The 14,238-nt window shown below is 33.6% G+C and carries 20 protein-coding genes; 7 read left to right on the top strand and 13 right to left on the bottom strand.

Going from position 1 to position 14,238, the window contains the following annotated elements:
• Positions 1–108: 108 nt before the first annotated feature.
• Complete coding sequence (locus AC4OVU_RS00200; protein WP_265189121.1) at positions 109–1,209, top strand: LPD7 domain-containing protein; 1,101 nt, start codon at positions 109–111, stop codon at positions 1,207–1,209.
• Positions 1,210–1,286: 77 nt separating this feature from the next.
• Here the strand turns inward: AC4OVU_RS00200 and AC4OVU_RS00195 are convergent, their stop codons facing one another.
• From AC4OVU_RS00195 to AC4OVU_RS00185, 3 genes are all read right to left on the bottom strand, one after another.
• Entirely contained in the window at positions 1,287–1,535 is a 249-nt protein-coding gene (locus AC4OVU_RS00195; RefSeq protein WP_048980057.1) for a hypothetical protein, read from the bottom strand.
• Positions 1,536–1,636: 101 nt separating this feature from the next.
• The gene (locus tag AC4OVU_RS00190) at positions 1,637–2,236 is read right to left on the bottom strand and encodes a hypothetical protein (RefSeq protein WP_058655669.1); all 600 of its coding nucleotides are present in this window, start codon (positions 2,234–2,236) and stop codon (positions 1,637–1,639) included.
• Between the two features lie 122 nt (positions 2,237–2,358).
• Positions 2,359–4,569, bottom strand: a complete 2,211-nt coding sequence (locus tag AC4OVU_RS00185; RefSeq protein ID WP_058655668.1) for a DotA/TraY family protein — start codon at positions 4,567–4,569, stop codon at positions 2,359–2,361.
• A gap of 176 nt (positions 4,570–4,745) precedes the next feature.
• Between AC4OVU_RS00185 and AC4OVU_RS00180 the strand changes: the two genes are divergently transcribed.
• From AC4OVU_RS00180 to AC4OVU_RS00165, 4 genes are all read left to right on the top strand, one after another.
• Positions 4,746–5,297, top strand: a complete 552-nt coding sequence (locus tag AC4OVU_RS00180) for a hypothetical protein (RefSeq protein WP_063860027.1) — start codon at positions 4,746–4,748, stop codon at positions 5,295–5,297.
• Between the two features lie 12 nt (positions 5,298–5,309).
• Positions 5,310–5,813: a hypothetical protein gene (locus AC4OVU_RS00175; protein ID WP_032625044.1), complete on the top strand. Its 504-nt coding sequence runs from the start codon at positions 5,310–5,312 to the stop codon at positions 5,811–5,813.
• Positions 5,800–6,273, top strand: a complete 474-nt coding sequence (locus AC4OVU_RS00170; RefSeq protein WP_032625042.1) for a hypothetical protein — start codon at positions 5,800–5,802, stop codon at positions 6,271–6,273. Before AC4OVU_RS00175 ends, AC4OVU_RS00170 begins: the two co-directional genes overlap by 14 nt.
• A 66-nt stretch (positions 6,274–6,339) precedes the next feature.
• Complete coding sequence (locus AC4OVU_RS00165; RefSeq protein WP_032650647.1) at positions 6,340–6,786, top strand: H-NS family nucleoid-associated regulatory protein; 447 nt, start codon at positions 6,340–6,342, stop codon at positions 6,784–6,786.
• A gap of 56 nt (positions 6,787–6,842) precedes the next feature.
• On the opposite strand, the gene AC4OVU_RS00160 is transcribed toward AC4OVU_RS00165, so the two are convergent.
• The 9 genes from AC4OVU_RS00160 to AC4OVU_RS00120 form a co-directional block, all read right to left on the bottom strand.
• Entirely contained in the window at positions 6,843–7,073 is a 231-nt protein-coding gene (locus AC4OVU_RS00160) for a hypothetical protein (protein WP_154950923.1), read from the bottom strand.
• A gap of 11 nt (positions 7,074–7,084) precedes the next feature.
• Positions 7,085–7,630 carry a type 4 pilus major pilin gene (locus tag AC4OVU_RS00155; RefSeq protein ID WP_154950921.1) on the bottom strand — a complete coding sequence of 182 codons (546 nt, stop codon included), beginning with the start codon at positions 7,628–7,630 and terminating at the stop codon, positions 7,085–7,087.
• Between the two features lie 15 nt (positions 7,631–7,645).
• Positions 7,646–8,203 carry a type 4 pilus major pilin gene (locus AC4OVU_RS00150; RefSeq protein ID WP_052696130.1) on the bottom strand — a complete coding sequence of 186 codons (558 nt, stop codon included), beginning with the start codon at positions 8,201–8,203 and terminating at the stop codon, positions 7,646–7,648.
• 2 nt (positions 8,204–8,205) lie between these two features.
• Positions 8,206–8,583 carry a hypothetical protein gene (locus AC4OVU_RS00145; protein WP_045892641.1) on the bottom strand — a complete coding sequence of 126 codons (378 nt, stop codon included), beginning with the start codon at positions 8,581–8,583 and terminating at the stop codon, positions 8,206–8,208.
• A gap of 98 nt (positions 8,584–8,681) precedes the next feature.
• The gene (locus tag AC4OVU_RS00140; protein WP_045892639.1) at positions 8,682–8,975 is read right to left on the bottom strand and encodes a hypothetical protein; all 294 of its coding nucleotides are present in this window, start codon (positions 8,973–8,975) and stop codon (positions 8,682–8,684) included.
• A 167-nt stretch (positions 8,976–9,142) separates the two neighbouring features.
• On the bottom strand, positions 9,143–9,946 hold the full coding sequence (locus AC4OVU_RS00135; RefSeq protein ID WP_050158863.1) for a hypothetical protein: 804 nt from the start codon (positions 9,944–9,946) through the stop codon (positions 9,143–9,145).
• A 113-nt stretch (positions 9,947–10,059) separates the two neighbouring features.
• Positions 10,060–10,722: a hypothetical protein gene (locus tag AC4OVU_RS00130; protein WP_045892637.1), complete on the bottom strand. Its 663-nt coding sequence runs from the start codon at positions 10,720–10,722 to the stop codon at positions 10,060–10,062.
• 343 nt (positions 10,723–11,065) lie between these two features.
• Positions 11,066–11,452 carry a hypothetical protein gene (locus AC4OVU_RS00125; protein ID WP_045892636.1) on the bottom strand — a complete coding sequence of 129 codons (387 nt, stop codon included), beginning with the start codon at positions 11,450–11,452 and terminating at the stop codon, positions 11,066–11,068.
• Between the two features lie 28 nt (positions 11,453–11,480).
• Positions 11,481–12,047, bottom strand: a complete 567-nt coding sequence (locus AC4OVU_RS00120; protein WP_045892634.1) for an ankyrin repeat domain-containing protein — start codon at positions 12,045–12,047, stop codon at positions 11,481–11,483.
• Positions 12,048–12,495: 448 nt separating this feature from the next.
• Between AC4OVU_RS00120 and AC4OVU_RS00115 the strand changes: the two genes are divergently transcribed.
• Complete coding sequence (locus tag AC4OVU_RS00115; protein ID WP_045892632.1) at positions 12,496–12,807, top strand: hypothetical protein; 312 nt, start codon at positions 12,496–12,498, stop codon at positions 12,805–12,807.
• A gap of 105 nt (positions 12,808–12,912) precedes the next feature.
• Positions 12,913–13,224, top strand: coding sequence for a hypothetical protein (locus AC4OVU_RS00110; protein WP_045892630.1), 312 nt, complete (start codon positions 12,913–12,915; stop codon positions 13,222–13,224).
• Between the two features lie 52 nt (positions 13,225–13,276).
• On the opposite strand, the gene AC4OVU_RS00105 is transcribed toward AC4OVU_RS00110, so the two are convergent.
• On the bottom strand, positions 13,277–13,531 hold the full coding sequence (locus tag AC4OVU_RS00105; protein WP_032625020.1) for a hypothetical protein: 255 nt from the start codon (positions 13,529–13,531) through the stop codon (positions 13,277–13,279).
• Positions 13,532–14,238 lie beyond the last annotated feature (707 nt).

The raw sequence follows: 14,238 nt of genomic DNA, 5'->3' as shown, positions 1-14,238 counted from the left end.
CTGTTTTACAGTGACTTAAATGTAGTTAGCCGATTGACTAACCATCAATATATATTAATATATATTAGTATATACTACATTTCAACATAAAAAACGCGAGGTAAAAACATGAGTAAAGATAACGATTTAAATGATTTTGAACAGGCTTTTTCAATGGATGCTCCAATGCCTGATTTCCCTGATTATGAGATTGTGGCCGACAACGTAGCCCCAGCTGCAGCTCCGGTTAAGAAGCCAGAACCTGAACCAGAAGTTAACCTTGAGCATGACATGATGGAAGTAAAAAGCCGTATAGATAGCTTCAAAGACGTGCTCAACATTGGTGACAAGTTCGGTATGAGTGACGAGCAAAGGAAGATGATTAAGAACCAGCTTTCAGAACTGGAACTCACTTACGTTAAGCTACAGAAGACGCTTAACCTTGAAGAGCCAGCTCCTACCGCTTCCCTGATAGAGAAGAAAACAGAAGAGGCCAAACCACCCGTTCCGGCTGCTGTTGTCTCTGCTGCTGATAGCATACCAGCTCAAGACTTCACTGATCTGGACAAGTTTACCCAAATGAAGAATGAAGAGGCTAAACAGACTTTTAAGGCTAAGAGTCTTAAAGACCGTATCAAGTCTGTTCGTTCTAACATCCGTGAAGAAGAAGAGGGGGAGATCAAGAAGGATAACAGACCTCAATATGTGAAAGACTTTGAAAAAAATCTTATGCCTGAAACTGAATTGAATGTTAAAACAAACGGCAGAAGCCGCTATTTAACCAACGATGAATTAAAAAATCTTTTTGGTGATAACTATCTTCATTCAAGAGATAACATCGAGGAAGGAAAACTTACTTCAAGAACTCACTACTTCGGGGATGGTCTTTTAATTAAAGAAACAGAAGATGCTATAGCTATTCGTGGTAGACGTAAAGCTAATGATATTGCTGTTGACTTGATTGATGTGGCTAAACAAAAAGGATGGAACAGTATTGTTTTAACTAAAGGTAATCCTGTCTTTATGGAACAAGCTTATATAAGTGCTATAAAAAATGGTATCAGGGTTGAAGCTACTTCTCTTAAACAAGAAGAAGATTTCCAGATGATACACAAAGCCTATGATTTAGATCGCTACATGAAGTTTGGCGAACCAAAAAAAGAAGAGATTAAAAAGGAAGAACTTATGCCGGAATATCAGGTTAAACGTGGTAGAAGTTTGAAAATGTAAAAAGGGGCGAAAGCCCCCTTTCTTTTGGCAACAAAAAACCCGCCGTAGCGGGTCAACAACAAGAGAGTAGAATTTTCTTAGTGAACCAATCCAACCATGTAAGCAAACATACTTACTGTAAAAGATACAGCTACAAAAAAGACTGCGATAGCCGGAACACCCATAAAAACACTAAGAGGGTAAATAGCAACATCAGTTGTTTTGTCTCTGATTTTAGTGATTAAATCAGCCATTGGTAAAAGAACTACTTTAACAGATAAAAAAATCATTACTAAACCAACAATAAAAGCTGGGATGTAGTTGAAAGTGCTAAGTAATGTCATCATTTTAAAACCCTCTCTCGTTGTTTGTTGATTAAATAATATCGTACAGTTTTATGGAATTCAAATTATTTTTTAAGTATTTTTTAAAAGGTGGTAGCCACCTTTTATTTATTTCTTTCTTGCTCTTCTTTTGTTTCAAGGAAAGCAACTATTGGTTTATCTTCACTGTTTGTTGTAGCTCTAACATCATAGAATGGATTTGGTAAAATGTTATCAATACCTTTTAAAGCATTAAGCTTGTTATCAACTGTTGCGTATTTTAAACAATAGGCTCTTACTACACATCTAAAATAAACAGCAAATGATAAGAATACGCCCGATCCAAATGACATAAATGATAAAACCTTTGCTGCTGTATCAATTCCGGTATAGATTTTATAACCACCCATTATAGCTACACCAAGCATAAAAACAAACATCACTAAAGAAGCTATAGAGAAGTTTGTATAATTTTTTTGTCTTAAATTTTCATCAGCGTTCTTTAGACTATACAACTCTTCATAGGATAGTTTCTTATCATTATTCCCTTTAAATCTATTAAAAAGCTCTATATTGGAACGAGCTGTTTCTATAGGAACTTTAACCGTATTAGATGCCGAGTCATATAAATTATTCGCAATCTTTTTTGGATTAATGGTAGTGTATGACTTTAAAATATTTTTAGCAGTGTTTTTTACCTTATCTTCAAATTCTTTATCTTTCATAAATATCTCCTTCTTTGTATGTATATAAATTAATTAACACATAAAATAAACACGTCAATAGAATTGATAAAAAAAAGGTAGCAACGCGCTACCTTTTAGTTAGTTTCAGATAAAAGGATTACTTATTCCTTTGGATTAAGGTCTGTTATAGACTGACCATGATTTCCTTTATCTGTTGGCGTGTTGTTAGTTGGCTCTTGATTACTACCTTTACCAATATTACCTTCATTGCCGCCTTTAGGTTCAATATCTCTTTTTTTCTCACGGTTTCTTGCCATGTTTGACATAGAACTTGCTGTAGCTTGCCCTGCTCTTTCAACAGTATTAGTAGTATTGCTTTTCGCATTACTAAGAGCTTCTTCTGAACCGCCCATTACTTTACCGCTTAATGAAGTTCCTCTAGCGCCTATCCATTCTAAAACAGTGTCTGGAAGAGTAGACATAACTCTTGTAGCGTTCATCGTATTGTTTAAGTTTAAACACATATAAACAGCAATCATTGCTATTGAGTAAGTAATACCCAACCAACCTGAGTCAACAAAACTTGTAGCTATCAAGAACGTTGCGTTTATGAGGGCAGCCCCCGCACACATCATCACGAAAGAAGCAAGGAAACCAAATATTGCTAACCCCGGCTTTAGTGTTAACACCAGTGTAAGCATATAGCCCTGTCCTTGTTTACCTACAACGTCATCAGCATCCGGCGCTAAGTGAGCTAAAACCCACATAGGGCTGGCTACATAGGCTTCTATACACGTAGCCATGTATGAGAGCACAATCCCCATCCAGATGATGTAAGGTATCATAGGGATGACGTAAGCAAGCATGATGCCGTTTATCAAGCCTACGATCATCAAGAACGAGAAGAACGGCCCGATCACAGTACCTGCTGCTATCAACACATCTGAGAGTTTAGGTATCAACGCTAACAATGAAACAGAGCTTGCGCCTATCCCCATTGCCGCTACACCATTAAGAACGTGATTACCTACGTTTACTTGCTGTGTAATAGATAACAATTGATCTACTTTACCATCCCCCATGAACCAACCACCGTTTGAGTTTGCTCCTCTTAATAAGCTTGTAAATAATGAACTGTCTTCACCCGCTATGTTAGTAGTATCAGCGTTAAGCTTGTCAGTGCCATTTATTAAAGTTTTGACTTTGCTAAAGCGAGGTTCAAATCTATCAGCAAGATAATTTAAACGTTCAGAAGCTTGACCAGAAGAAGCTGGAATACTATTCATTGCTGCGTTAGTTCCATTTATCGCCTGAACAATTTTCATGTAGTAAGCACCAAAAAATGCCCAGCCTTTTTCCGTTATATCTGCGATAGAGTCAATTTTAATAGCTTGAGCCATTGCTAATTTTCCAGCTTCATTCATTGATTTTTTATATTCCAATGACATTTCTTCAATCTTATCATTTACTGCTTTCGTGTTGGTAGGATCAGGATTAGCTAAAGTCTCTGAGTAAGCAATCGCATCTAAAACCATTTTATTAAGTGCTTTAGCCTGAGCTTGTTGAACCGCATTTTGTATCGAAGCAACATCAACTAAAGGTTTATATCCAGAACCAGAAGCAAGAGCATTTTGTTGTTCACCAGAGCTTGATACATCTAATCTAAGAAAGCCGCACATTTGAGATTTATCACCAGTGCTCCAGTCGTCTTTTAAACCACCAAAGTTATAACCTATTATTCTTTTTCCATCGCTTTTTGACTCGAAGTTTTGAACGCTGAAATATTGAATATTACCTCTGAAATACTTAGATGATTGAGCAAACTCTCTTGCTGTTTCTTCGTTATAGATTTTAACGCACGTCGCACCTAAAAGTGTATCTTTAGCAAGTTTCCTTATTTCAAGATTAGAGCTTACACTTGAGTAATCAAAAAAGATGGTTATGAACGCAATAGCGATTGGGATCATTGTTCCTGCTAAACCAATTCCAGTTTTTATCAATGAGTAAATCACCATATGAATGGCACAAAAGCCTGTTGGCATAGGAAGAAGCATAGCCGTTCCTAAAGCTGTTCTGATGGGAAGCCACATAGAAGACCATTTTTTACCTAACATCTCACCATCATGAGCCGTGACCATAGTTCCACTAATCAAAACATAAGCTGCTAATACTCCACCTAAAACTAAAAGAAAATGAAGAAACAACGCCATTATTCCAGAGAAAGCGCCTATAGCTTCTGGATTAAGGTATTTGTCTACAAAGTTGTTCATAAACCAGTCTGTTGATAATGGAGTTAACCAATCCATAGTATCGGCACTCGCATTTGTCGCATACAATAGCATTGCCATTATAAGCAATATTTTTTTAATCATAAAATATCTCCATGTAATTTATATAAAAGTTTTTTCTGATGTTTTTGTTATTTTTATTAAACGCCATTATTTAATAAATAATATATTTTAAAAGATTGTCAATAGGTAGCGGTTTGCTTGACAATATTAAATTTAAATTATATTTAATTATATATATAGAAAGGAGGTGTTAAAAAATGGGTAATACAAAAGAATACGTAATTCATCCTTTTGTTGCGGGTGAATGTTCGATTGATAATTTTGAGTCAGAAGAAATAGCGGTAATTGATATAATAACAAGAGAAGAGATAGTGTATTGTGATCCGGGCTGTTATTTGATTAGTAGATCGCTATTAAACACATTAATAGAAAGTAATGTTAATTGTGTGAACATCATTAAACATGAAGATTTAAAAATAAAGTTTAGTGTTAAACACAACATGGAACATCCCAATAAAACAATACCTAAATGGTATAGACTGATACCATTCAAAAAAGGAGAGGAAAGCAAAGAAATATATTTAAATGAAAACAATGATCTTATTGTGAATGAAAGAATACTCAACCTGTTAAAAAAGCATAGAGTAAAAAGGCTAAAAATAGAAGAGTATGAAGATGAACATGAAGCAAAGATAATAAAAGAAGAAAAGGCTAAACCAGTATTCATAACAGAGCAAAATAACACAATGAAGCAAATCATCATTTTTATTGTGATAATGTCTGTTGTCGCTTATTGGTTCTTTAACTAAATGGAGAAAACAATGAGTGAAACAAACTGGTTAGAAATTGAAAGTAAAAATCATATAAAAGTGATTAATGATACAAAAATAAACAAGCAAGATGAAAAGATAGCTATACGTGTTGAGCGTAGTTTATTACGAAAGATAAAAAACATAAGCATGGGTAGCATTTCATATGCTGTTTGCTCGTTAGCTGATTATGCTCTTAATGATGTAATAAAGAATAAAAAACATCTTGTTCTCAAGAGAGAGAAAACAGGCAATGTGTCTTATCAGTTGAGAGATTATGTTGATAGCGACACCAATCATATATCTATCACTTGTGAGCGTAGCGATATAAGCACAGATCTTACAAGAACAACAATTTGGGCTTACGAAAACTTTATACAACGAATAAAGGCAAATACAAACTCATACTATACGATAGCTGTCATTGGCCTTGTAAAGTATGGAATTGATTTGCTGGATACCAAAAACAAAACATTGATGATTACAAAAAAGGAGAAACAATATGAAATCATGTGATACCAATAAAAAACTACTACTGGATCTTTTGGCGTTCATAGCTTTTGACATGCTGGATGAGAAATACAACAACAATAAGCTAATCATAACAAACAGAGCTAAAAAATATTTAGATAATAACTACAGTGGTAGATTTGATTACATAATGAATTTAAAGCATGGAGCTATCGCCTCAACATTCATGAAAGAGGGTGTGGAGGGTCATATTTTCGCTTACAGTGATAAAGATGAAGATATTGAGGATTTATTTGATTATGTTGTGAGAGATAAGTTAAGGGCTTATATAGATAACACAAAATACAATCAGGAAGAGCTAACTAAAGAGATTGAAATTTTAGCTAAAGAGTTTCATAATGGTTATATGAAAAACTATTCATTCTTAAATCAAATATTATTGTATGTATGCGGTTGCTATAAAATAAAACCTCGCCTTGAGAAACCTATCATGATTGCTTTATAAAACATTTTGTTATTTAAAATGCTGTATGTTAGATTACCCCTTTACTGTATGGTTAAGGGGTTTAACATGAGCGATCTTTCTCACTTATCAAACATCCGTTCTCTGCGTAAAATCGCTAATGAAATTGGTGATGAAGAGTTCTTAGTGTTCGCTGAAAAGGTTGAAGCTGTAAAGGAAGAGATCAACAAGCGCATTGAAGAAGAGAAGCAAAAGCAGCTACTGGTTGAAGACAAGCTTAAAGCTACTACTGAACTACTCCAGTCTGAAGGCTTTGAAGTGAGCTTAGACAGCGTGAGAGCGTTCCTGTTGGGTCAAATCGAGCTTCCTGCGGCATCCACTAAGGGTAAAGGCGCTAAGGGCGTTAAACGTGGTTCTGTTGAGCCTAAGTATGCTTATACAGACAGTGAAGGGCAAGAACAGACATGGACAGGTCGTGGACGTATGCCGTTAGCTCTGAAAGCATTGATCGATGGCGGTAAGGAGCTGGAAAGCTTCCTGATCAAAAAAGACTAATAACAACCGTCAATACCAGAGAAAACCAAGCCCCTATTCAGGGGCTTTTATTTGGATTAACTTTTCTTAAAAAACTTTCTTTTAGCAATTTTATACTCATCCCTTTTCATCTCTTTGTTTATTTTGTAAGACTCATATAACAGCTTTAACGAAACCAGATTAAAAACAATACCTATAACACCATATCTTGATATGTCTGTTGTCTCGAAAAACAGATAAAATGAGTATCCTGTAAATGTCATTGCTACAACTATATAAAACCACGCTTCTAAAACTCTATTTTTCATAACTCCACCTCTTATTTATCGTAAAAGTAAACTGTAATTGGTTTGTCTGAATATCCATCTTCACCATTAGCGCAAGCCGATGTTGTAGTAGCCATATTTAGTTCTAAACCATTTTCTATATTTTTAACTTCTGTAGATCCAACAACTATTTTAAAATAACTTGCTCCAGCTTGTGAAACGAACTTAGGGCAAGCATCTACAGATATGTTCTCAAACCCAATATAAAAGCTTCCATCGTAGTAAGGTTCTATTAAGACGTTCGCGCCCCAACTATCCCAAATCAGATTATCATCAACTATATCTTCTGGAACTATCTTAGACTTGATAACTGCGTCTACTGATAAACCTGTAAAGTCAGCTTGTCCGGCGTATAGATTTTTGATACCTGCGTTTAATGTTCCCAATATTTTAATATCACTGTCAATTTTTTGGCCTGAGCTTACTTTAGGGTAAACCATGAACACCGCTACTATGATTGCTGCTATAACACCAAAAACCAACAACAACTCTAACAATGAAAATCCTTTCTTCCTTTTCTTACTTAATATGTGTGTCATAAATAACCTTCCTTTTTAAATGATGGATGTAAACATAACAGTTGAGCTTTCTTGTGATGCGCAAGCGGCTGTAGCTTTGGTTATGTCTATTCCATACCCTTCTTCTAAGTTCTTAACATCAGTGCTCCCGTTGTCGTTGTATACAGTGATACTCACAAAATTACCTGAAACCGCTGTAATGAGTTTTGCGCAAGCATCAGGGGGAACGGCATCATACATAATGTTGTATTTACCGTGATTGCCGCTGTATTCAACGCTTACATTGCCTTTCCACTCATTCACTAACTTACCGTCCAAGATCATGTTGTCAGGGGCGTTCTTAGACGCAATGAAGCTATCAGTATTCAATGATGAGATCTTAGCCCTGCCGCCATAGAGTGATTTCACCCCAGCCTGAATAGCTGTTATGTTTCTGCTCTCTTTATCTATCTTTTGTGAAGCCTGAACTTTAGGAAAAACTATAAAAGCGGCTATTATTATTCCAGCTATAACACCTAACGTTAAAAGCAATTCTAATAGTGAAAACCCTTTTTTACTTTTTCTGCCTTTTAATAATCTAAAACTATTTATCATAATCATTCTCCTTTGTCGTTTTTTTCAATTTCATTTTCTTCTTTTGATTTGATATTCTTATCCTTTTCAAAAATATTCATAATGTTGTATTTTTGACGAAACACCCAAGGTAATAAAGCTCCTGCCATATAAAAACCAACTCCATATGAATAGTATATAAACATTTTATCAGCGACTTCTTTGTTTATGCCCAACTCATTTTTTAAGAGAATGGTTGTCGAGCAATACAGCATAACAAAAACCCCAAACCTAATAACGAACATAGAGAAATCTTTTAATAATTTACCTCTTTTACTATCATCATCTGAATACTCTTTTAATATTCTTGTTATTTTATCTATCATATGCCACCTCTCTTTTTTGTTTGTTTTGACTTTCATATATAACACCACCTTCCTTGAGAAACTCATCAATAAAATCTGACCATGTTTCTATTTCTTTTTCTCTTGTTTCCGTTCCCATACACACCTCTCTTTTGTTAAATACTCCAATATATATCTGCCTTAAAATTCTCTGCTGGCTCGCTCACATAGGCTTTAAAAGCTATAACAACAATGGCCTGATTGATGTAGCCGGATAACCTGTATGCTGCCTTAATCTGACTGAAACAATGTTTAACACTATCAGGAATGATTTTGCGTCTACCTAAGCGTTCTATAAGTGCTAAGATACTTTCTGCTCTCTGCCCTTCTATCAAGGTCGCTTTTGCTATGAACTCATTACCATTGTGTAAACCTAAACGCTTCAACTCTTTTGTTATGTCTTTTTTCATTTTTCACTCTCCTTTAAAAATCATATATGTTCTTCATTTCTGAAATCTTTTTCCTTAAAGCTTCCTTCGCATCTTTATCTGTAAGTTTCTTTAGTGGCTTAATCAGTGCGGGATCTGGTATTAAATCCGCTCTTGTTAGATGTTTCTTATTAGTTCTTTTTTTCATTTTAAGTTCTCTCTTTTTCTCTTTTTAATAATCTCTTTTGTCTTTTATTTAGTTTTTTGTTTTTCATTCTTTTTAAATTTTCTACCTTGTCGTCTGAAAATAGACCAAAACAAATTTCAATTAATAACATGACTACACTTGCTAAGATAAGAATGAATGGAAGTGCTATATATGTATATTTATAATAAATAAGACCCTCGGCATTATATAAAGCAAACCATGTACCTAAGCATATTGCCGTTAACATTATTAGTAATACAGCAAGTATTATGTCCTCGCCTTTTCCTGATTTTTTCAATCTCAATACAAATTTCGATTTAATATTCATGTCTTTGATCTCATCAGCTATAACTGAAGATACACACAAGAAACATGATGATAACCATAACCCAACTGTATATATGAAAAATAAAGTATAAAAATATGGTGAGGTTAAAATATCTTCTGGTTTCACCTGATTTATTTCATTTGTAGCTATTATCGCAGCAAGCCAAAAACTTATAAAAGAAATTATCGGTATGATCTGGATATAAAATCTTTTACTTTGTATCATCGCACTTAACAAATATAAAGCAAAATGCCATATTGCTATGATTGCCAAAAACATTAAAAACATCACCCCTGCCATTAGTGGCATTTCAATAGAAATGAATTGAATAAGTTTATGGTTATTTAAAAACTCTTCTGAAACTACCACCCTCATTATTTGCGATATGATAATCAGTAAAACAGGAATGATATAATGTAATGCCATATCATGCTTTTTAAAAAAACTAACTATTTTATTTCCTGATGGTTCACTCATAATAAATCTCCTTTGTTTGTGTATAATCAATTAATACTATATTTAAAATGTTAGTCAAATAAATATATACTTTTATTTTAAATATCGGATGAGCGGATTAGTTAAACCATTTTTTAAGGTGTTATTTTTTTAAATATATTGATCCAGAAATCAATTGGGCCAACAATTATAAGGTTATTACCTACTGCCAATCTTACACGGTTATATTTAGAAGTTGGAAATGTTAGTATTCTTATAATGGTAGGTGTATTCCTTTGTAATTCTTCTTCTTTTGCTTTGTTTTTACTCAACCAAATAACACCAAGATTAACTCTATCGTCAGACCATTTCTGTATTTTCGTAATTAAACCTAACTTATCAGATTTGATTTTGTTTTTACATAATTCATCTGTATATAAACATTCTTCATCATTCAGTTGTATTCTTTTGCTTTCTAAAGAAAGACTAATAAAATCAATATTGGAATTTTTTATGGCTGAAGCATATTGTTCATCATCAAAATCTAAATCAAGGAAGTATCTATTATTATTTAATATAATTTCATAGTTATTTTCATTAACAACATCATAAGTTATTTGATTGTCATATTTTCTCTCTGATAAAGTTTCCGTAAAAAGAGGTATTAAAAAAATAAGTAAGAACAGAAGAAAAGCTATAACTGTTTTACGTCCTACTTCTATTTCTTCCCCAGCCTCTGACTCAATTTTTTGTTGAATGTTAATGTTTAAATCTTTCTTAATACCTTTGTTTTTAATGTTTTTTTTATTCTTACTCATAATAACTCTCCTTTATTTGTGTATAATCAATTAATACTATATTTAAAATATTAGTCAAATAAATATATACTTTTACTTTAAATATCAGATGAGCGGATTAGTTAAACCATTTCTATTTAAAAATAAAACCCCGGAAGGGTTTTATTAAATTTGACAATAACAAATTAAAGCGTTATAAAATATAAGTAAGCATGGGTGTTCATGGGTGTTTCCCATCTTATAGGATGTTTAATTTGATAAGTTATATATTGTAGATTGCCGTCAGAGTATATAACAACGATTAAAACATGGGGTTTAGGCTCCATGTTTTTTTTGTGTCTACCTATCCCGCCTGTCTGATAACTTAATTATTAAAAATCAATCTATCTGAAAAACCAACCTTAAGTTCATTAAATAATAATTCATTTTTTTTATAGCATTCTGATAATCCTGAAGCACCTAATTGTTGCTTTCTTTCCATACAATTATCTATATTCCTGTTTATAATAATTAGCTTTGATTTTTGATCTTCTGTTAATGATTTTATTATTGGTATTGGTGTATCATAAAGCATGATATTCATAACATCAGTTTGTAGGTTATATAAACTAATTTCTTCGGTGCTCATTTTGTTTTCGGTGCTTTCAATAAAAGATACCAAAACCAATGCCAGTATTAACATTATAAGCACTTCAAGTAGTTCATTATAGGAATCATCATCTTTTTTTGTTTTAACAACTTTATTTTTCATATTAATCTCCTGATAAGGGGTTTCCCCCTTATGCTGCTTGTCTTTCGTTAATAGTTGTCATGAATGCTTTAGCGTGAGCTGAGTAGCCTCTCCAATTGTGGTGTATGTCTGCCCCGGCTTCGATTAGAACGGTCATAACAGCCTCATCACGTCTTATGTAAGCCATTTGAAGAGCTGTAGTGTTGTCTACGTGGGATTTGAAGTTAACTCTTGCTCCAGCCTTTATAAGCAAACTTGCTTTTGATCTGTCTGCTCTGAAAATCGCTGTCATACCAACATTGTTTCTATGATTGACATTAGCCCCTTTGTTTAAAAGAAGATTTGAAGTCATATAATCAGAGAAGAACAACGCTGTATTGCCGTCTTTATCTTTAGCATTTATATTGATGCCAGCATTTATTAAAGCTTCTGCTTTAAGGTAGTCAGCACCAAACAAAGCTGTTTTACCTTCATCGTTTATAAAGTTTAAGTTAATATCAGGATGAGTTATTAATACTCTTTTCACTAAATCAATATCATTGCTGAATAAAAGTTTTTCAATTCTGTTTTCTTTTGTGTTTGTAAATGCTTTTACTTTGTTTAAAATAATACTCATGTTAATCACCTTTTTCCTTTTCTATTGTGTATATTAAATAGATAACATATCTAACCCAATTGTAAATAATAAAGGGAATATATTTTAATAAAACAGGACGGACGGATAACCTATACTACTTTTTTAAAATATTTTCTCAATTAAAGTTGACTTATATATAATAAGTGCTAATTAATATATAAGAGACAAGCAATCTTGTCCTTTATATAAAAGTTTTTATGTTTATGATGCTTCACCTTTCTATGTATGTGTGTGTATGACTAAAGCCCTCTCACCGGGGCTTTTTTCTTTTCTATTATCCTTCCAGTTAAATTAATAATCATTTAAATATAGAGTGTTTTACTTATACCGCTTATCGGATAGTTAAAATAAAAGTATATATTTATTTGACTATTATTTTAAAAGTGTTATTAATTATATATAACAGAAAAACAAAAGGAGATATGTTATGAATACAAACACTTTAAATACAGTTTACAACGCAATGATAAATACTATGAATATGGTTGAGTTTGATTTAGATAGCGGATTTATTTTGTGCCAGAATGAAGATTATGATTATACTGAAATAGGAAGAACTTATTACAGCAGAAATGGGAATCCAACATTCTATTTGATACATGATAATGAAACTCACTTTTTAATCAAAAAAAATAACACAATTTACAAGAGAGTCAAAAAAGAAAATATTTCAGAGGTTATTCCAGCATTGTTAGAGCTTCTAAAAAAAGATGGTCATCAAATAACAATGAAACACTAACCCTTACAGCCCCTTCGGGGGCTTTTATTGTTTTGGTATATTTATTTTTGATTTTTATTTTAAATATGCTATTAATTGAACTGGTAAATAAATAAAGGTGATTATATGAAAAAAACAAAAACATTATTTGAGCAATTAAAAGATAGAGCTAATCAGCTTTCGGCGGGTGAAGCAATAATAGTGCTTGACGAAATCAATAAAAAAGAAGGGTTTGAAAATGCTGTTATCTTTCTCAACAGTAGAATGAAACATATTAGAAAGGCAATTCTTAAAGACACGTTCACACTACAGGGGTGTAGGAACGTCAATCATAAGCTGGCAAACGAGCTTATCGCTACAGTTCAAAAGGAACAGTTATCAGCCATCATACAGGCCACAACAACCAACAATGAAGCTACCACCAGAAAGCGTATGTAAGACTGAAAGAGAAGAGGACGAGTTTAGTGTTCTCTTCTCTCTGATTGTTCACTCACTTCATTACCTTGCCAGCTTTCACTAACGCTTTGAGTTCAGTCTCTGATAACAGCGCATTGTGAGTAAGAGCTGAGTATACGTTTCCAACCTTCCAGATCTCCGGCTGTTCAGTAGCTTTAAGCACCACGACAGGCTCACAGTCTTCACCTTTCTCATAAACCCATATAGCGGGGTGGTTAACGCCGTTCTCGTCCTCATACTCCTTTAAATCAGTATCAAAATGCTTGTTCAGTAGAGTGATCAGTTTCATAGTAGTTTCCAGTTTTCTTAGTCAGGTCAAGTTAGTCAGAACAGGATACGTGGTTACGTTGTCACTATCAAGTATATATTAATATATATTAGTATATATTAGGTTAAATCATAGTTATGTGAAAGGTCAGGTAGGACAGGCGGCAGCATGGCAGATCTGGATCAGGACGGATGTTATGGGGTAGGATAGATGGAAAGTAGAAGCGGGGAAAGGTAGGTTTTAGTATTCCTACATATGGCGAGAACCTACATACCTACTCTATCGAGGATAGCGAAAAGGGGAGGCGTAGCCTCAACTTGAAGTATTCCGGCACATGGAAGATAAAAAAACAGCATCAGGAATACAAAAGCAACGTAACACACTGTTATATATAGGTATTTTGTTATATTCCGGTTTTTCCAAACATTCCAGCCAGAAATCACACCACATATACAAATCGCACTGTTTCAAAGTATTCCAAGCCGTGGAATGTTATTTTTGCTGTTTTGGAATATAAAAACGACGCAAACCCTTGATATATAAGGCTTTTTTGTTTTATTCCACACATTCCAAATATTCCAAAAATATAACACACATACATATATATAAAATAGATCGATCCCTGTCTTTTGCATGTGTAGATGTAGAGGTAGGGTGACACAAGGTAGGGTAGGAGCAATAGACCCTTATTTTCTACAAGTAGGAGTAGGCTAGCCTACTCCTACTTG

The organism is Enterobacter sp. 6722112 (assembly GCF_058661685.1).
Note: the sequence above shows the minus strand (reverse complement) of the source record. Positions and strands in the feature narration are given on the sequence as shown.